Annotated in this window: 16 protein-coding genes; 8 read left to right on the plus strand and 8 right to left on the minus strand. The window is 61.2% G+C overall.

Going from position 1 to position 17,666, the window contains the following annotated elements:
- Positions 1-7 precede the first annotated feature (7 nt).
- Positions 8-2,326 (minus strand): TonB-dependent receptor, encoded by a 2,319-nt coding sequence (locus AC1M7R_RS15290; protein ID WP_490609732.1) that lies wholly within the window; start codon positions 2,324-2,326, stop codon positions 8-10.
- Between the two features lie 209 nt (positions 2,327-2,535).
- Here AC1M7R_RS15290 and AC1M7R_RS15295 point away from each other — a divergent pair, with 209 nt between their 5' ends.
- Positions 2,536-3,216: a Fe2+-dependent dioxygenase gene (locus AC1M7R_RS15295; RefSeq protein WP_072388508.1), complete on the plus strand. Its 681-nt coding sequence runs from the start codon at positions 2,536-2,538 to the stop codon at positions 3,214-3,216.
- Positions 3,217-3,219: 3 nt separating this feature from the next.
- Positions 3,220-3,984, plus strand: coding sequence for a tetratricopeptide repeat protein (locus AC1M7R_RS15300; protein ID WP_072388506.1), 765 nt, complete (start codon positions 3,220-3,222; stop codon positions 3,982-3,984).
- An 88-nt stretch (positions 3,985-4,072) separates the two neighbouring features.
- Here the strand turns inward: AC1M7R_RS15300 and AC1M7R_RS15305 are convergent, their stop codons facing one another.
- The 5 genes from AC1M7R_RS15305 to AC1M7R_RS15325 all read right to left on the minus strand — a co-directional run bounded on the left by AC1M7R_RS15305 (position 4,073) and on the right by AC1M7R_RS15325 (position 9,269).
- Entirely contained in the window at positions 4,073-5,236 is a 1,164-nt protein-coding gene (locus AC1M7R_RS15305; protein ID WP_072388504.1) for a type III PLP-dependent enzyme, read from the minus strand.
- A gap of 412 nt (positions 5,237-5,648) precedes the next feature.
- Positions 5,649-6,806, minus strand: a complete 1,158-nt coding sequence (locus AC1M7R_RS15310; RefSeq protein ID WP_072388502.1) for an osmoprotectant ABC transporter ATP-binding protein OsmV — start codon at positions 6,804-6,806, stop codon at positions 5,649-5,651.
- Between the two features lie 123 nt (positions 6,807-6,929).
- Positions 6,930-7,622, minus strand: a complete 693-nt coding sequence (locus AC1M7R_RS15315; RefSeq protein WP_072388500.1) for an ABC transporter permease — start codon at positions 7,620-7,622, stop codon at positions 6,930-6,932.
- A gap of 12 nt (positions 7,623-7,634) precedes the next feature.
- On the minus strand, positions 7,635-8,528 hold the full coding sequence (locus AC1M7R_RS15320) for a glycine betaine ABC transporter substrate-binding protein (protein ID WP_072388498.1): 894 nt from the start codon (positions 8,526-8,528) through the stop codon (positions 7,635-7,637).
- Between the two features lie 24 nt (positions 8,529-8,552).
- Positions 8,553-9,269, minus strand: coding sequence for an ABC transporter permease (locus AC1M7R_RS15325; RefSeq protein ID WP_072388496.1), 717 nt, complete (start codon positions 9,267-9,269; stop codon positions 8,553-8,555).
- Between the two features lie 351 nt (positions 9,270-9,620).
- Here AC1M7R_RS15325 and AC1M7R_RS15330 point away from each other — a divergent pair, with 351 nt between their 5' ends.
- From AC1M7R_RS15330 to AC1M7R_RS15355, 6 genes are all read left to right on the plus strand, one after another.
- Positions 9,621-11,204 (plus strand): peptide chain release factor 3, encoded by a 1,584-nt coding sequence (locus AC1M7R_RS15330; RefSeq protein ID WP_072388494.1) that lies wholly within the window; start codon positions 9,621-9,623, stop codon positions 11,202-11,204.
- A gap of 283 nt (positions 11,205-11,487) precedes the next feature.
- Positions 11,488-12,483: a TRAP transporter substrate-binding protein gene (locus tag AC1M7R_RS15335; RefSeq protein ID WP_072388492.1), complete on the plus strand. Its 996-nt coding sequence runs from the start codon at positions 11,488-11,490 to the stop codon at positions 12,481-12,483.
- A gap of 66 nt (positions 12,484-12,549) precedes the next feature.
- The gene (locus tag AC1M7R_RS15340; protein ID WP_072388490.1) at positions 12,550-13,182 is read left to right on the plus strand and encodes a TRAP transporter small permease; all 633 of its coding nucleotides are present in this window, start codon (positions 12,550-12,552) and stop codon (positions 13,180-13,182) included.
- Positions 13,179-14,462, plus strand: coding sequence for a C4-dicarboxylate TRAP transporter large permease protein DctM (dctM, locus tag AC1M7R_RS15345; RefSeq protein WP_072388488.1), 1,284 nt, complete (start codon positions 13,179-13,181; stop codon positions 14,460-14,462). The genes AC1M7R_RS15340 and dctM overlap by 4 nt, the downstream gene beginning before the upstream one ends.
- Before the next feature lie 200 nt (positions 14,463-14,662).
- The gene (locus AC1M7R_RS15350; protein ID WP_072388486.1) at positions 14,663-14,890 is read left to right on the plus strand and encodes a hypothetical protein; all 228 of its coding nucleotides are present in this window, start codon (positions 14,663-14,665) and stop codon (positions 14,888-14,890) included.
- A 170-nt stretch (positions 14,891-15,060) separates the two neighbouring features.
- The gene (locus tag AC1M7R_RS15355; RefSeq protein ID WP_337349502.1) at positions 15,061-15,522 is read left to right on the plus strand and encodes a hypothetical protein; all 462 of its coding nucleotides are present in this window, start codon (positions 15,061-15,063) and stop codon (positions 15,520-15,522) included.
- Positions 15,523-15,708: 186 nt separating this feature from the next.
- Here AC1M7R_RS15355 and AC1M7R_RS15360 read toward each other — a convergent pair whose 3' ends face one another.
- On the minus strand, positions 15,709-16,689 hold the full coding sequence (locus AC1M7R_RS15360) for a peptide ABC transporter ATP-binding protein (protein WP_072388482.1): 981 nt from the start codon (positions 16,687-16,689) through the stop codon (positions 15,709-15,711).
- The gene (locus AC1M7R_RS15365) at positions 16,689-17,657 is read right to left on the minus strand and encodes an ABC transporter ATP-binding protein (RefSeq protein ID WP_072388480.1); all 969 of its coding nucleotides are present in this window, start codon (positions 17,655-17,657) and stop codon (positions 16,689-16,691) included. The genes AC1M7R_RS15360 and AC1M7R_RS15365 overlap by 1 nt, the downstream gene beginning before the upstream one ends.
- Positions 17,658-17,666: the final 9 nt, after the last annotated feature.

The raw sequence follows: 17,666 nt of genomic DNA on the forward strand, positions 1-17,666 counted from the left end.
CTGCCGGTCAGAAATGGAAGTTGGTGCTCACCAACGCGGTCCGTCCGGCTGCCTGGTTGGCGAAGTGGTTGCCCAGTGCCTTGTCGTAGTAGGTTTCGTCCGTCAGGTTCTGCACGTTGAGTTGCAGGTCCAGGTGCTTGCTGACCTTGTAGCTGGCCATGGCGTCGTAGCGCACATAGGAATCGACCATGGTGGTGTTGGCGACGTTGCCGAACACGTCGTCGACATAGAAGGCGCCGCCACCGAGGGTCAGCTTCGGTGTGACCGCATAGGTGGTCCAGACGCTGGCACTGTTTTTCGGCGTGTTGGGTAGCTGGTTGCCGTCGGTGACGCTCAAGGGGCCACCATCGACCTGTTCACTGTCCAGGTAGCTGTAGCCGGCGAACACCTGCCATTTATCCGTGATCTTGCCGCTGGCCGAAAGCTCGATGCCATCGACACGGGTCTTGCCAGCGTTCTCGTACGAGGTGGTATCGACCTGGACCCGCGCGTTTTCCTTCTCGGTGCGGAACACCGCGGCGGTCAACGACAGGCGGCTGCCCAGCAGGTCCCACTTGGTGCCGATCTCGTAGTTCTTGGTGGTTTCCGGCTCCATGTCGCTCTTGAGCAGGTTGCCGTTGCGGTCCGGCGTACCGCCCAGCGGATTGCCTTCCTGGCCTTCGCCAACCATGTTGCCCGGCGGTGTGGCCGAGGTGGCGTAGGAGACATAGAGGCTGGCGTTGTCCGCGGGTTTCCACACCAGGCCCAACTGACCGGTGACGAATTCGCTCACGTCATCGCCCTTGGACGTGGTGGTGCCGGCGGCGTTGTAGGTTTTGTATTTCGTGTCGAAGTGGTCGTAGCGCAGGCCCATGTTCAGCAGCCATTGCGGTGACAGCTCCAGGGTGTCGAATGCGTAGATCGCACGGGTGACGCTGGTGGTGTCGGTGCCGGCATAGTTGCGGGCAATCCTGCCGTTCCATGGATCGTCCGGGTTCGGGTTGGACAGCGACGTACAGTTGTAGCCGCTCGGTGCCCCGATCGTCGATGGCGTGCAGTTGGTGTTCGCGGCAGTCGTGCCGGGCACGGTGTCGGTGTTGACGGTATAGGAGGATTTCTCGCCTTTCTCGCGGCTCAGCTCGATGCCGGTGGAGAAACTGTTCTTGAAGCCGGCGATGTAGAAATCCCCGAACAGGTCGGTCTGGTTGGTGGTGGTATCGACATTGCTGACCCGGGTATTGGCCCGGCGCCAGACGCTGCCGTTGTTGACATTGCCCTTGCTGTCGTCGGGCTGGGTCAGGATGTAATCCTGCATGCTGGAGCCGTGGCGCAGGGTGTTCTTGACGGTCAGCGCATCGTTCAGGTCGTGCTCGATGGCGAAGGTCGCCGTGTCGGTCCGGGTCTTGCGCATGTCACGGTCGGTCAGGCCGTAGAAGTTGCTGCTGTCGCCGCCGTCGTTGGGCTTGTCCGGATTGGACTTGTTGCGATCGGCCGTCCTGCCCGATGCGGGCATGGAGTAGGGGATGCCAGCATCCGGCAGATCATTGCTTTCCAAGTGGTAGTAGTCGAGGTTGACCCGGGTGTCGGTGCCCAGGCCGAACGCCAGCGAAGGGGCAACGCCCCAGCGGTCGTAGTTGATCTTGTCGCGGCCGGCGACGTTGCTTTCGTGGCTCATCAGGTTCAGGCGGCCGGCGGCGGTGTCGCTGAACTGGTAGTTGCCATCCAGGGTATAGCGCTGGGTCTGGTCGGTTCCCCAGGTGAAGCCACCGTCGAAGGAATTCCCCAGGTGCGCTTTTTTACTCACCAGGTTGATGGTGCCACCTGCGGCGCCGCGTCCGCCAATGGCCGAATTCGGGCCCTTGCTGACTTCAATGGACTCCACGGCAAAGATTTCACGGCTTTGCGAACCGGTGTCGCGCACGCCGTCCAGGTAAGTGTCGCCCTGGGCATCGAAACCCCGGATGAACGGACGGTCGCCCTGGGGGTTGCCGCCTTCCCCGGCACCGAACGTAATGCCCGGCACTGTGCGCAATGCGTCCTGCATGTTGAGCGCGCCGGTGTCCTTGAGGACCTGCTGCGGGATGACCGTCACCGAGCGCGGCGTTTCCACTAGCGGGGCGGTGTACTTGGGCGACGAGGCTTTCTCGACCTGATAGGAAGCGTTGTCCTGAATCTCGCCGGTGATGCTGGTGGCTTCCAGGGAAATGGCCTCGCGCGGGGCCTGCTCATCGTTGTTTTGTGCCGCTTGAACCATTTGTGTCACGGATGTCGCACTGAGGGCGACGCCGATGGCGGACGCCAGCAAACGCGGCGAATTGGCTGGTAATTGTATCGATTGACGCGACATGAAATTCCCCTCCCCAGGGTTTCGAGGCGGCGGAATATAGGGTAAATGGTTTTATATATCAATTGAGATACATTGCTATTTGAGATGGCTTTACATTTTATTTACACAGATTTCATACGGTTTTGAGTTCTGGAACGTCATGGAGGTTGTGCACAGTCAATAATAATCACTATCATTTGCGCCCAATTTTATCCACAGGGCCCGATGTCATGTTGCTGCACATTCCCGGCGTGTTTTCTCCACAAGAAGTGCAGCGCATCCGCGAGGCGCTGGAGCACACCGAGTGGGCGGATGGAAAGATCACCGCCGGCTATCAATCGGCCAAGGCCAAGCACAATCTGCAACTGCCCGAAGGCCATCCTCTGGCCAAGGAGATTGGCGCGGCCATGATCGAGCGGCTGTGGCAGAACCCGCTGTTCATGTCGGCGGCGATACCCCACAAAGTGTTTCCACCGCTGGTGAATTGCTACACCGCCGGCGGCAGTTTCGACTTTCACATCGACAACGCGGTGCGTCAGCCCAAGGGCAGCGCCGAGCGGGTCCGGACCGATCTTTCCGCCACGCTGTTTTTCAGTGATCCGCAGGACTACGACGGCGGCGAGCTGGAAATCCAGGACACCTATGGCACCCAGCGGGTCAAGCTGCCGGCGGGGGACATGGTGCTTTACCCAGGCACCAGCCTGCACAAGGTCAACCCGGTCACTCGCGGCGCGCGTTATGCCTCCTTCTTCTGGACCCAGAGCCTGGTACGCGAAGACAGCCAGCGAGCGTTGCTTTTCGAAATGGACGGGGCGATCCAGGAGCTGACCCGCGACATGCCCGACCACCCCTCGCTGATCCGCCTGACTGGCACCTACCACAATCTGCTGCGTCGCTGGGTAGAGGTATAGGGCATGGATTTGCGTCTGCGCCGCCAGCAGGTGCTCGACGCTAACGACTGGGCTGCCATGCTCGACGACAGCCCTTCGCGAGCGGCCCAGGCGATTCTGCTCGCCGCCGGCCAGGGCGTGCTCGATGCCCAGGCTTTGCTGGGGCAGATTCTGCTCGACGGCCGTGGCATCGCCCAAGACCAACCGCTGGCGGTGCGCTGGTTCGGCATCGCGGCCCGACGCGGACACCTGATGGCGCGCAATATGCTGGGGCGCTGTCATGAACACGGTTGGGGGTGCGCCAGCGATGCCGCCACCGCCGCAGCGCACTATCGCCTGGCCGCCGAGGCGGGGTTGGACTGGGCGATGTACAACTACGCCAACCTGCTGGCCACCGGGCGCGGCGTGATGCAAGACCAGGCTCAAGCCCTGGCCCTCTATCGGCGAGCCGCGGAGTTGGGCCATGCCAAGTCGATGAATCTCTTGGGGCGTTATCTGGAAGACGGTCGCCACTGTCCGGCGGATCCGTCGGCGGCAGCATACTGGTACCGGTGTTCGGCCGAGGCCGGCGATTTTCGTGGGCAGTTCAGCCACGGTTGCGTGCTGTTGGCGCAAGGACAGTTCGAAGAGGGCCTGGTGTGGTTGTGGCGTGCGCTGCACGCCGGCAATCTGAACTTCCTTCGCCGCGCCACGCCCATCCTGCAGGGCGCCCGGTTGCCCGGCCTGGGGTCACTCATCGAGGCCTACCAGGCGCGGCTGGGTGTATTGGAAGATTCGGCTCGCGCTTGAGCGCCAGGGGGGACATCGACCGGATCGCAGGCATGAAAAAAGCCCGTGACAACCGTCACGGGCTTTTTCAGCTCAGGCCAGCGACGCGTTATACGTAGTACGACTTCAGCGGCGGGAAGCCATTGAATTCCACGGCGCTGTAGCTGGTGGTGTAGGCTCCGGTCGAGAGCCAGTACAGGCGGTCGCCGATGGCCAGGTTCAGTGGCAGGCCATACTTGTAGTTCTCGTACATGATATCGGCGCTGTCGCAGGTCGGGCCGGCGATGACCACTTCTTCCATCTCGCCTTTCTTCTCGGTCCAGATCGGGAACTTGATGGCTTCGTCCATGGTTTCGATCAGGCCGGAGAACTTGCCCACGTCCGTGTACACCCAACGCTCCACCGCGGTGCGGGACTTGCGCGCCACCAGCACCACTTCACTCACCAGGATGCCGGCGTTGGCGATCAGCGAGCGGCCTGGCTCGAGGATGATTTCCGGCAGATCTTCGCCGAAGTCTTCCTTGAGGAAGCGGATGATTTCCTCGGCATAGGTTTCCAGGCTGTTGGTGCGGGTGATGTAGTTGGCCGGGAAGCCACCGCCCATGTTGATCAGCTTCAGGACGATGCCATCTTCTTCCTTCAGACGCTCGAAGATCACCTTGACCTTGGCGATCGCCGCGTCCCAGACGCTGATATCGCGCTGTTGCGAGCCGACGTGGAACGAGATGCCGTACGGTTCCAGGCCCAGGTCACGGGCCAGGATCAGCAGGTCCATGGCCATGTCGGTCTGGCAACCGAACTTGCGCGACAGCGGCCAGTCTGCGGTGGTCGAGCCTTCGGTGAGGATGCGGACATAGACTTTCGAGCCCGGCGCGGCCTTGGCGATGTTGCGCAGGTCGGCTTCGGAGTCGGTGGCGTACAGGCGCACGCCCTTGTCGTAGAAGTAGCGGATGTCCCGGGATTTCTTGATGGTGTTGCCGTAGCTGATCTGCTCGGGTCCCACACCGCGGCTCAAGACCTTGTCCAGCTCGTAGATCGAGGCGATGTCGAAGTTCGAACCCTTTTCCTTGAGCAGGTCGATGATTTCCACCGCCGGGTTGGCCTTGACGGCGTAGTAGACCTTGGCGAATTCGAAACCGGCGCGCAGGTCGTCATAGGCCTGGGCGATCATCGCGGTGTCGATCACTACGAACGGGGTTTCCTGCTTGTCGGCGAAAGCCTTCATTTTCTGAAAGGTTTCGCGCGCGAAATAATCTTCGACCTGGATCGACATACGTTGGGACTCCTACTGGCAAACATCAGGATCAATGGGTTTGAGGGCTGGCAGCCCTCGTGAACGTCCTCCGTATCCCCACTTTGGTTCGCCTACTTCCCAAGGCATGTCGCCGAAAGCAAAAAGGCCATGGGACGCATGTTCCCTTGGCCTTGCTGTCTCGTCGTCAGTACTTGAGCCGGATGGATCGTTTCCAGCATGGACGTTCGGCGCGAACTTTAGGGCGTGAGGGGCCTGAGATCAACTAAAAATGTCGCGTTTTTGCACGCGTCTGTCGTGCGGCGCGCGACAGCTCCTGATGTAACCGACCTGTGTGACGGATTGATGTTCCCGCTGGATGGATAATCGGTGCGTTTCGGGCAGAGACACCATTTTGGTGACCGCCCCGGAAACTGTGGGTTCGTTGGGGTGATCAGACCTGCGCAATCTCCGCCGGCGAAACGATGCTGGTCTTGCCCCCACGGGACTTACCGGAACTCAGGTACTCGGCGATGGATTCCTGGGTCACTTCTCCGAGGAACACCCGCTCGGCGTCCATGACCGGCAGCCACGAGCGGTTGAACTCGTACATGCGCGACAGCAGGATCCGCAGGTGCTCGTCATACGCCGCCGTGGCATTGAACTCACGCAGGAACTGGGCGCAGGTGCCGGTCTGGCGATGCAGGTCGCGACGTCGGACATAACCCAGGGCCTTGTTCTGGGCACAGGTGACCACCACGTAGCGGCGGTCGTGCTCGTCCATCAGCTCCAGCGCTTCGGCCACCGGCGTTTGCGGGCTGACCGACGGCGCGTTGTCCGCCGCGTCCTCGGCCTTGACCAGCAGCAGGCGCTTGAGGGTGCTGTCCTGGCCGACGAAGTTGCTGACAAACTCATCCGCCGGATGTGCCAGCAGGGTGTCCGGGTGATCGCACTGGATCAGCTTGCCGGCACGGAAGATCGCAATCTTGTCCCCCAGCTTGAGGGCTTCGTCGATGTCGTGGCTGACCATGATCACGGTCTTGTTCAGTGCCCGCTGCATCTCGAAGAACTCGTTCTGGATCATCTCGCGGTTGATCGGGTCCACCGCGCCGAAGGGTTCGTCCATCAGCAGCAACGGCGCATCGGCCGCCAGGGCGCGGATCACCCCGATCCGCTGCTGCTGGCCACCCGACAGTTCACGGGGATAACGATGCAGGTACTGCTTGGGCTCGAGCTTGATCATGCTCATCAGCTCGCGGGCGCGGTCGTGACATTTGTGCTTGTCCCAGCCCAGCAGGCGCGGGACCACGGTGATGTTTTCCTCGATGGTCATGTTCGGGAACAGGCCGATCTGCTGGATCACGTAGCCGATGTTGCGGCGCAGGGTCACTTCGTCCAGGTTGGTGGTGTCTTCGCCGTTGATCAATACCTTGCCCGAGGTGGGCGGGATCAGGCGATTGATCATCTTCAAGGTGGTGCTCTTGCCACAGCCCGACGGCCCGAGGAACACGCAGATCTCGCCTTCGTTGACGGTCAGGTTCACCGAGTCCACGGCCTTGACGTCCTTGCCGTTGCTCTTGAAGGTTTTGCTGAGGTTTTGAAGTTCGATCATTTGAGGAGTCCTGTATAGGGGGTGTTCGCCGCAAATGACGGGCGCGTTGGAGCCGAGCCCCACAAAGCGCAATCCGTCGTTGCTCGTCGTTCATTTGAAAAAACCAAACTTCTCTCCTCGCGCCTAGTCTTGCGCTTTGTGGGGCGTCGGCGCGCCCGTCATTTGCGGCGAACACCCCCTACTTGTCAGCGAGCGTTGCAGCCATTGCAGGAGCAGGTCGGCGAAGATGGCCAGGAGACTGACCAGCACGGCGCCGACGATCAGCATCGACATGTCGCTGCGGCTGATGGAAGCGAGGATGAGCACGCCCAGGCCACCGGCGCCGATGGTGGCGGCGATGGTCATGACGCCGATGTTCATGACCACGGCGGTGCGCACACCGGCCAGGATCACTGGCACGGCGATGGGCAGTTCGACCATGCGCAGGCGCTGGCCAAAGGTCATGCCGATGCCTCGGGCGGCTTCACGGATGCCCGGCTCCACGCCCGTGAGGGCCAGGTAGGTGTTGCGCATGATGGGCAACAGGGAATAAAGGAACACTGCGGTGATCGCCGGCAGCGGTCCCAGGCCCTGGCCGAAAGTGGAATAGAACGGCAGCAGCAGGCCGAACAGGGCAATCGACGGAATCGTCAGCAGTACGGTGGCGCTGGCCTGCAACGGGCCGGCGAGGGCAGGGAAACGGGTCATGAAAATGCCCAGCGGTACGCCGATGACGATCGCCAGGGTCACGGCAATGCCGACCAGGGTGATGTGTTGCCAGGTCAGGTGCAGGACCTGTTGCCAGTCGAGATGGGAAAAGGCGTTCAATAATTCCATGACTTTTCCTCCTCAGTCGATTGGGTGTTGGCGCAGGAAATCGGCGGCGACAGCGGAAGGGCTCTCGTGGTCGACGTCCACACGGGCGTTGAGCTGCCGCATGGTCTGGTCATCGAACAGTTCGGCCAGTGGCTTGAGCTGGGCAGCCAGTTGCGGATGCGCGTCAAGGAAGGCTTGGCGCACCACCGGCGCGGCGGTGTAGTCGGGGAAGTAGTGCCTGTCGTCTTCCAGCAGTTTCAGCTTGAAGGCGTTCAGCCGGCCATCGGTGGTGTAGACCAGCCCGGCGAATACCTGGCTGTTGCGCAGCGCGGTATAGACCAGGCCCGCATCCATCTGCCGAATGTTCTTGCGGGTCAGGTTCATGCCGTACTGTTCCACCATGCCCGCCAGACCGTCGGAGCGGTTGGCGAATTCGGTATCCAGCGCCACCAGGTGATTGTCGTCGGCTTCGGCCTGCAGCACGGCGTTGAGCTGACTGATGTTGTTGATCTGCGGGTACTGCCGGGCGACTTTCTCGGGCAAGGCCAGTGCGTAGGTGTTGCTGAATTTCGACGGCGAAAGCCAGACCAGGCCTTTTTTCGCATCGAGTTCTTTCACCCGGGCATAGGACTGGGCGCTGTCGAGTTTTTCCGTGACATGGTTGTAGGACACCAGTGACACCCCGGTGTATTCCCAAAGCAGGTCCAGTTGCCCGGTCTCATGGGCGCTGCGGGCCAGGTTGCTGCCCAGGCCGCCGGTGATCTGCGCGTCGTAGCCTTTGGCGCGCAGGTACTGGGCAGTGATTTCCGCCAGCAGGGTCTGTTCGGTGAACACCCGGGCGCCGAGGCGGATCAGTGGTTTTTCCGCGCCCTGGGCTATCCCTGCGAACAGCAGCAGGCAGCCCAGCAACAAGCTTGTCTTCTTCATCACGATTCCTTTATCCAACCCGGTTTATGACGGGCGCAGGCCGCGTTCCAGCCAGAGGCGGCTGGCCAGTGTCACCAGGCCGTCGAGCAGCAGCGCCAACAGGGCGGTGCAGGCCGCGCCGAGCAGCAGTTGCGGCTGGTTGTTCAAGGCGATGCCGGGGAAGATCAGGCTGCCGAGGCTGTTGGCGCCGATCAGGAAGGCCAGCGGTGCGGTGCCGACGTTGATGGCCAGTGCCACGCGCACGCCGCCGACGATGATCGGCACGGCGTTGGGCAGCTCGACTTTCCACAGCACCTGGCGCGGGGTCATGCCGATGCCGGTGGCGGCTTCCTTGAGAGAACCCTGGACGTTCTTCAGACCCTCATAGGTGTTGCGCACGATGGGCAGCAGCGAGGCGAGGAACAGGGCGAAGATGGCGGGCCCGCTGCCGATGCCCAGGATGCCCAGGGCGATGGCCAGTACGGCCAGGGGCGGCACGGTGTTGCCGATGTTGAACAGTTGCATGAAGCGCTCGGCGCGCCCGGCCATGGCGGGACGGCTGAGGACGACGCCGGCGGGAAGGCCGACGACCAGGGCCGCCAGCATGGAAACCACGACCAGCATCAGGTGAGCCTGGAGATAGAACAGCAAGTCGTCGCGATAATGTTGGATCGTATCGATGCCGATCCAGTGGACCAACAGGGCCAGGAGCGCGACGACGACCACGCCTCCTGTCAGCCCTTTGCCATAGCGGATAGCCACAGGCGGACTCCTTTTTCTTTCGGTCGGCACCCGCTTTCCCTGGCGGCAGCCCCATGAGGGGTGTCGGGAAAAGGGGCGCGAGAAGCGGCTCTGCCAATGCCGGCGAACGGCAGGTCATTGGAGCCATGAGCGCAGCCTCGCCAGGCTAACGTGCTGATTTTTCAGGCCCTGGCGAAGCCGTAACAGGGGAGTGGACGTGCGTGCTGTCGAAAAGGTTCCCTCCCGGGATGTCGTCGGGCTCCGGCAGATTGGGCGTCCGGGCGGGGGCTGCCCTTACGTACGGTGGTCCAGGGCAGTGGTTTTGGGCTATACTCGCCGCCCTTTTTTGAACCACCTGCCAGGCGATTTCCCATGACCAAACAGGCCGCCGAAGTCGCGAAACGCCGCACTTTCGCCATTATTTCCCACCCCGACGCGGGTAAGACCACCATCACCGAAAAGCTCTTGCTGATGGGCAAGGCCATTGCGGTCGCCGGCACGGTGAAATCCCGCAAGTCCGACCGTCATGCCACCTCCGACTGGATGGAGATGGAAAAGCAGCGGGGTATCTCGATTACCACGTCGGTGATGCAGTTCCCGTATCGCGATCACATGATCAACCTGCTCGACACCCCGGGCCACGAAGACTTCTCCGAGGATACCTACCGCACCCTGACGGCGGTGGACTCGGCGCTGATGGTCCTCGACGGCGGTAAGGGCGTCGAGCCGCGGACCATCGCCCTGATGGACGTCTGCCGCCTTCGCGATACCCCGATCGTCAGCTTCATCAACAAGCTCGACCGCGACATCCGTGATCCGATCGAGCTGCTCGACGAGATCGAAGCGGTGCTCAAGATCAAGGCGGCGCCGATCACCTGGCCGATCGGCTGCTACCGCGACTTCAAGGGCGTGTACCACCTGGCTGGCGACTACATCATCGTCTACACCGCCGGTCACGGCCACGAGCGCACTGAAACCAAGATCATCGAACGCCTGGACTCCGACGAGGCGCGCGCACATCTGGGGGACGAGTACGAACGCTTCATCGAGCAACTGGAGCTGGTGCAGGGCGCCTGCCACGAATTCGACCAGCAGGCCTTCATCGACGGCCAGATGACGCCGGTGTTCTTCGGCACCGCCCTGGGCAACTTCGGCGTGGACCATGTGCTCGATGCCGTGGTGGACTGGGCCCCGCGTCCACTGCCACGGGTTGCCAACGAGCGCACCGTGGAACCGGTGGAGGAGAAGTTCTCGGGCTTCATCTTCAAGATCCAGGCGAACATGGACCCCAAGCACCGCGACCGTATCGCGTTCATGCGCATCTGCTCGGGCAAATACGAGAAAGGCATGAAGATGCGCCACGTGCGCACCGGCAAGGACGTGCGCATCGGCGACGCCCTGACCTTCTTCTCCTCGGAACGCGAGCAGCTGGAAGAAGCCTTCGCCGGTGACATCATCGGTTTGCACAACCATGGCACCATCCAGATCGGCGACACCTTCACCGAAGGCGAAACCCTGGGCTTCACCGGCATCCCGCACTTCGCCCCGGAGCTGTTCCGCCGCGTACGCCTGAAGGACCCGCTCAAGTCCAAGCAGCTGCGCCAGGGCTTGCAGCAACTGGCCGAAGAGGGTGCCACCCAGGTGTTCTTCCCGGAGCGCAGCAACGACATCATCCTCGGCGCCGTGGGTGTGCTGCAGTTCGATGTGGTCGCCAGTCGCTTGAAAGAGGAATACAAGGTCGAATGTTCCTATGAGCCGATCACCGTGTACTCGGCCCGCTGGGTCGATTGCAGCGACAAGAAGAAGCTCGAGGAATTTTCCAACAAGGCCGTGGAAAACCTGGCATTGGACGGTGGCGGTCACCTGACCTACCTGGCACCGACCCGGGTCAACCTGGCGCTGATGGAAGAGCGCTGGCCGGATGTGAAATTCCGCGCGACCCGCGAGCATCACTAAACGTCAAAGCGGCAAAAAATGGGGGGGCTGGCCTGGCTCCCCCATTCCAAGTCATCCAGGCGATACCGTCGAATCGCCGAAAAATCCCATCAGATCCGAATCTGCGCGTCATAGGGGCCTGCCTCCGTGGCTTGCCTCCCCTGCGGCGTTTGTTCGCCAACCGTTTGAAAATCTTCATCGCCCTCCGGCAAGCCGTTTTTCTGCCTAGACTCAGATTGTTTCGCCGTGCACCGCGTTTTGAATGAGCCGTACGAAAAAAATAAAACCAAGAGGAAGTCCTGCCATGTTCAAACCTGTATGGAAAGCGCTCGTCTGCATGTTGGCCCTCAGTGCGTTGAGCACGGTCATGGCCGCAGATCCGGTGGTCATCAAGTTTTCCCATGTGGTCGCCGAGCAGACGCCCAAAGGCCAAGGCGCGCTGATGTTCAAGAAACTCGTGGAAGAGCGGCTGCCAGGCAAGGTGAAGGTGGAGGTCTACCCCAACTCCTCGCTGTTCGGCGACGGCAAGGAAATGGAAGCCCTGCTGTTGGGGGACGTGCAGATGATTGCGCCCTCGCTGGCCAAGTTCGAGCAGTACACCAAGACGGTGCAGTTGTTCGACCTGCCGTTCCTGTTCGATGACATTGCCGCGGTGGACCGTTTTCAGTTGAGCCCCGAGGGGCAGAAGTTGCTCAAGTCCATGGAGAGCAAGAACATCACGGGTCTGGCTTATTGGCACAACGGGATGAAACAGTTGTCGGCCAACAAACCGCTGCGCGAACCCAAGGATGCGCGTGGCCTGAAATTCAGGGTACAGGCTTCGGCTGTTCTGGAGGAGCAGTTCAAGGCCGTCAATGCCAACCCGCGCAAGATGAGTTTTGCCGAGGTGTACCAAGGGTTGCAGACCGGTGTGGTCAACGGTGCGGAAAACCCGTACTCGAACATCTACAGCCAGAAAATGCATGAAGTGCAGAAGTACATCACCGAGTCCAACCACGGCTTACTCGACTACATGCTGATCACCAACACCAAGTTCTGGAACGACCTGCCGGCTGACATCCGCACTGAGCTGGACAAGATCCTGGTCGAAGTCACTGCCCACGTGAACAAGGAAGCGGCGCAACTGAACGAGCACGACAAGCAGCGCATCCTCGACGCCAAGACCACCGAGATCATTACGCTCACCCCGCAAGAGCGCAACGCATGGCGCGACAAGATGAAGCCGGTGTGGAAAAAGTTCGAAAGCGATATCGGCGCTGACCTGATCAAGGCGGCCGAAGCCTCCAACAAGGCCCAGTGATTGGTTGGCCGCGCTGCCGTCCGGCAGCGTCGGCCTGTCGTCGTCTTCCACAGCAGAGGTCACGCCATGAACGCCCTTCGGCGCACCTGGGAACATTTCGAGGAAGGGTTCATCGCCTTCCTCCTCGCCGCCATGACGCTGGTTACCTTCGTCTATGTGGTGCTCAACAATCTCTACAGCGTCTTCTACAGCCTGGGTGACCGTTGGCCGGGCGCCAGTGAGCTGCTGTTCGCCACGGGCGATTCCATCATGGCCATGGCTCAGGCCATGACCTGGAGCACGTCCCTGACCAAGGCACTGTTTGGTTGGCTGATTTTTTTCGGGCTGTCCTACGGTGTCCGCACCGCCGGGCACATCGGTGTCGATGCGTTGGTGAAACTGGCCAGCAAGCCGGTGCAACGCTTCATCGGTGTCATCGCTTGCCTGTGCTGCCTCGCTTACGCCGGGTTGCTGGCGGTGGCGAGCTTCGAATGGATCAACACCCTGATGATTGCCCAGATCGGCGCCGAGGACCTGGGCCATTTCGGCATCATGCAATGGCACATCGGCCTGATCGTGCCGGTCGGCTTCGCCCTGGTGTTCATCCGGTTCGCCGAAATTCTTGTCCGGATCCTGGGCAATCGCCAGACGGGCCTGGGCCTGGCCGATGAAGCGGCCGAAGCCGTCAAGCTGACCGAACACGAGGAAGACAGACCATGACCATTGCCTTCCTGTTCGTGGCGCTGTTCGTGCTGATGTTCATCGGCGTGCCCATTGCGATTTCGTTGGGGTTGGCCGGTTCGCTGACCATCATCTTCTTCAGCCCCGACTCGGTGCGTTCGCTGGCGATCAAGCTGTTCGAAACGTCCGAACACTATACGTTGCTGGCGATTCCATTCTTCCTGCTGGCGGGTGCGTTCATGACCACGGGCGGCGTGGCACGAAGGCTGATCGATTTCGCCAACGCCTGCGTCGGACATATCCGTGGCGGGCTGGCGATCGCGGCGGTGCTGGCGTGCATGCTGTTTGCGGCACTCTCGGGCTCCAGCCCGGCAACCGTGGCGGCGGTTGGCTCCATCGCCATTGCGGGGATGGTGCGCTCGGGTTATCCACAGGCGTTTGGGGCGGGCATCGTGTGCAATGCTGGCACCCTGGGGATATTGATCCCGCCATCGATCGTCATGGTGGTCTATGCCGCCGCGACAGAAACGTCGGTGGGCAAGCTGTTCATGGCCGGTGTCGTCCCAGGCCTGCTGCTGGGGTTTGCATTGATGGTGGCGATCTACATCGTCGCGGTGAAGAAAAACCTGCCGGCCATGCCCAGGGCGACACTGCGGGAGTGGCTGAGCACCGCGCGCCAGGCGATCTGGGGCCTGTTGCTGATGGTCATCATTCTTGGCGGGATCTATTCAGGAATGTTCACACCGACCGAGGCGGCCGCCGTGGCTGCGGTGTACTCGGCGTTCATCGCATTGTTCGTCTACAAGGACCTCTCGTTCCGCGAGACGCCCAAGGTGCTGCTGGAATCGGCCAAGTTGAGCATCATGCTGATGTTCATCATCGCCAACGCCATGCTCTTCGCTCATGTGCTGACCACCGAGCAATTGCCGCAGCAAATCACCGCGTGGGTGCTCGATGCCGGCCTGACCCCCGTGACGTTCCTGCTGGTGGTGAACATCGTGCTGCTGATTGCCGGTGCGTTCATGGAGCCTTCGGCGATCATCCTGATCCTGGCACCGATCCTGTTTCCCATCGCCATGAAGCTGGGCATAGATCCGATCCACCTGGGCATCATCATGGTCGTGAACCTGGAAATCGGCTTGATCACGCCGCCGGTGGGGCTGAATCTGTTCGTCACGTCTGCCGTGACCGGCATGTCCCTGCCCGCCACCATTCGGGCGGCCATGCCCTGGTTGATGATTCTGCTGGCGTTCCTGGTCCTGATTACCTATGTGCCGTGGATTTCCCTGGTGCTGCCTAACTGGATGGGCATGAGCTGAGCCTGATTCTGTCGGGAGACCGGCCTGCGGGCCGCTACACAGCATAACGCTTGGAAATAAGCGTTATTCGAAAGTGGTCTGTAGGTTCAGGGCATTCTGCCTCGGGTTGCGCGTCCTAATCCTTAGGAGCCAGCCTCTAGGGGAGTGGTATCCCGGATGCCGTCGGGTCACGGCTTCATTTCAGACAAGAGGAATCGGCTATGAACAGGTTTCTGCACATGATGTTCGTATTGAAAGTGCTGGTGATGCTGTCCCTCGGTTCATCGCTCGCCTGGGCCGAGTGCGATGAACATGACAAGCAGGCGCTCAATGGCCAGGTGACGCAGGGCGCGATGATGATCGCGACGAATGACGAAGGGACATCCGGCGATACGGACGATGACGACTCGTCCATCGATACGGATGAAGAGGGCGATAGCCAGACCTGATCCAGGCGTCGCGGTTCGCTGCTTTCAATAAAAAACGCCCTGGTAACAGGGCGTTTTTTATGTGTGCGTCCGGGTAAACCCATCATTCACTGTCAGGTCTGACAGTAGACGCTTGTGCGGTTGGCTCTTATAACTCGAATGCGATTCAGCTGGGAGTGGAGAGCAGAAAAATGAGCATCAACGACCAATCAGCACAAGCGATGGGATACTTGAAGGGATGGGTAGGCGGCGTCGCGTTTGATTCAACTTCGCTCACGTTGATGGCTGACGAGAGCAGTGAGGATTTTGTGATCCAGGCCAGTTGGAGAGGCGGCGATAGGCGTCAGAGAGAGCTGATCTTCTATATTCCCGAGCGCGGTCGGGAGCCGAAGGTCTATCGGTTTCCTTCTATTGAAGGCGCGGGCGCCTACTATGAGATCGCGGGAGAGCGAACCATGGACTGGCAGGGCGGTTCCATTACCCGGGAGCGGGTGGATTTTACGTCGTCCGACTCAGCGCAATGGCAGGTGCTGCTGGGGTTCAATTTTGAAGTCAATCTCGATGGGCAGGCTGTGTGGATTAAAGGAGAGGGGCAGGCCATTGGGGCATCGCCCTGGGGTAAGAGCATGCGTCAGCGGTTTGCCTTGGCCTGAACCCTGTGGCGAGGGGATTCATCCCCGCTGGGCTGCAAAGCAGCCCCCAAAACTTCAGACATGATTTTTGTCTGGAACATTGAATGGTCAGTTTTCAGGGGGGCTGCGCAGCCCAACGGGGATGAATCCCCTCGCCACAAGGGCGGTGTGTCATTGATAGACAATACCGCCCTTCCAATCAGGCTCTTATGCCGCACCGCCGAGGAACTGCTCGGCGTAGTGACACGCTACCTGACGGTTATCCAGCAGGCGCAGGGCCGGCTCTTCGGTCTTGCAGCGCTCGGTGGCGTAAGGGCAGCGCTTGTGGAAGGCGCAGCCGGGTGGTGGGTTGAGCGGGTTGGGCAGCTCGCCGACGATCTTGATCTTCGGCTTGTTCGGGTCCGGATGGATGGTCGGGGTAGCCGACAGCAGCGCCTGGGTATACGGGTGCAGCGGGCGGCTGTAGATGGCTTCCTTGGGGCCCATTTCCACCGGACGGCCGAGGTACATCACCATCACATCGTCAGCGACGTGCTGCACCACCGCCAGGTTGTGGGAAATGAACACATAGGCGGTGTTGAATTCCTGCTGCAGGTCCATGAACAGGTTCAGCACCTGGGCCTGGATCGACACGTCCAGGGCCGAAGTCGGTTCGTCCGCCACCAGTACCTTAGGCTGCAGCATCATGGCGCGGGCCAGGGCGATGCGCTGGCGCTGGCCGCCGGAGAACATGTGCGGATAGCGCTGGTAATGCTCGGGGCGCAGGCCCACCTGCTTCATCATCGCCTGGACTTTTTCCCGCCGTTCGGAAGCCGACAGGCTGGTGTTGATCAACAACGGCTCGGCCAGTTGATCGCCGATCTTCTGCCGTGGGTTGAGGGACGCATAGGGGCTCTGGAACACCATCTGCACGTCCTTGCGCAACTGCTTGCGCTCGGCCTTGTTGGCGCCGGCCACTTCCTGCCCGGCGATTTTCAGGGAACCGGCGGTCGGCTCCTCGATCAGCGTCAGGGCCCGGGCGAGGGTGGATTTGCCGCAACCGGATTCGCCCACCACGGCCAGGGTCTTGCCGGCCTCCAGTTCGAACGACACGCCATTGAGGGCGCGCACGGTGGCGTGGCCCTTGAACATGCCGCGGGACACTTCGTAGTGACGGGTCAGGTCACGGGCGGTAAGTACGACGGCCATCACGCCACCTCCTGGTTCAACGGGTAGAAGCAGCGGGCGAGGCTGTTGGTTTTCGGGTCGAGGGCGGGACGTTGCTGGCGGCAGTTATCCTGCACGTACGGACAGCGCGGCGACAGCAGGCAGCCCTGGGGACGGTCGTAGCGACCGGGGACGATGCCCGGCAGTGTGGCCAGGCGCTCGGCACCCATGCTGTGTTCCGGAATCGCCGCCAGCAACGCTTCGCTGTACGGGTGGGCGGGAATGTCGAACAACTGCGGGACCTTGCCCACTTCCACGGCCTGCCCGGCATACATCACGCACACGCGCTGGGCGGTTTCGGCCACCACGGCTAGGTCGTGGGTAATCAGCACGAGACCCATGTTCTGCTCTTTCTGCAACGCCAGCAGCAGGTCCATGATCTGGGCCTGGATGGTCACGTCCAGGGCGGTGGTGGGTTCGTCGGCGATCAGCAGCTTCGGTTCGCCGGCGATGGCCATGGCAATCGCCACGCGCTGGCTCATGCCACCGGACAGTTGGTGAGGGTAGGCGTCCATGCGGTTGGCGGCGCCGGGGATCTCGACTTTTTCCAGCAGTTCGATGGCGCGCTTGCGGGCCGCCTTGCCGGTCATCTTCAGGTGCAGGCGCAGCACTTCCTCGATCTGGAAACCCACGGTATAGCTGGGGTTGAGCGCGGTCATCGGGTCCTGGAACACCATCGCCAGGTCCTTGCCGACAATCTGCCGACGCTGGCGGCTGTTGAGCTTGAGCATGTTCTTGCCGTCGAAGTTCAGCGCGTCGGCCGTGACGATACCGGGATGATCGATCAGACCCATCAACGCCATCATGGTCACGGACTTGCCGGATCCCGACTCGCCGACGATGGCCAGCACTTCACCCTTTTCCACGGTCAGGTCCAGGCCGTCGACCACTGGAACGGCGTTGGCATCGCCGAAGCGGACGTTGAGATTCTTGATTTCTAGCAGTGACATGGGAATCTC

The organism is Pseudomonas sp. MS01C9 (assembly GCF_058202755.1).

Excerpts from the sequence above, each read along its gene's own strand:
- AC1M7R_RS15290 (WP_490609732.1), bottom strand. The coding sequence starts at position 2,326 with ATGTCGCGTCAATCGATACAATTACCAGCCAATTCGCCGCGTTTGCTG.
- AC1M7R_RS15295 (WP_072388508.1), top strand. The coding sequence starts at position 2,536 with ATGTTGCTGCACATTCCCGGCGTGTTTTCTCCACAAGAAGTGCAGCGC.
- AC1M7R_RS15300 (WP_072388506.1), top strand. The coding sequence starts at position 3,220 with ATGGATTTGCGTCTGCGCCGCCAGCAGGTGCTCGACGCTAACGACTGG.
- AC1M7R_RS15305 (WP_072388504.1), bottom strand. The coding sequence starts at position 5,236 with ATGTCGATCCAGGTCGAAGATTATTTCGCGCGCGAAACCTTTCAGAAA.
- AC1M7R_RS15310 (WP_072388502.1), bottom strand. The coding sequence starts at position 6,806 with ATGATCGAACTTCAAAACCTCAGCAAAACCTTCAAGAGCAACGGCAAG.
- AC1M7R_RS15315 (WP_072388500.1), bottom strand. The coding sequence starts at position 7,622 with ATGGAATTATTGAACGCCTTTTCCCATCTCGACTGGCAACAGGTCCTG.
- AC1M7R_RS15320 (WP_072388498.1), bottom strand. The coding sequence starts at position 8,528 with ATGAAGAAGACAAGCTTGTTGCTGGGCTGCCTGCTGCTGTTCGCAGGG.
- AC1M7R_RS15330 (WP_072388494.1), top strand. The coding sequence starts at position 9,621 with ATGACCAAACAGGCCGCCGAAGTCGCGAAACGCCGCACTTTCGCCATT.
- AC1M7R_RS15335 (WP_072388492.1), top strand. The coding sequence starts at position 11,488 with ATGTTCAAACCTGTATGGAAAGCGCTCGTCTGCATGTTGGCCCTCAGT.
- AC1M7R_RS15340 (WP_072388490.1), top strand. The coding sequence starts at position 12,550 with ATGAACGCCCTTCGGCGCACCTGGGAACATTTCGAGGAAGGGTTCATC.
- dctM (WP_072388488.1), top strand. The coding sequence starts at position 13,179 with ATGACCATTGCCTTCCTGTTCGTGGCGCTGTTCGTGCTGATGTTCATC.
- AC1M7R_RS15350 (WP_072388486.1), top strand. The coding sequence starts at position 14,663 with ATGAACAGGTTTCTGCACATGATGTTCGTATTGAAAGTGCTGGTGATG.
- AC1M7R_RS15355 (WP_337349502.1), top strand. The coding sequence starts at position 15,061 with ATGAGCATCAACGACCAATCAGCACAAGCGATGGGATACTTGAAGGGA.
- AC1M7R_RS15360 (WP_072388482.1), bottom strand. The coding sequence starts at position 16,689 with ATGGCCGTCGTACTTACCGCCCGTGACCTGACCCGTCACTACGAAGTG.
- AC1M7R_RS15365 (WP_072388480.1), bottom strand. The coding sequence starts at position 17,657 with ATGTCACTGCTAGAAATCAAGAATCTCAACGTCCGCTTCGGCGATGCC.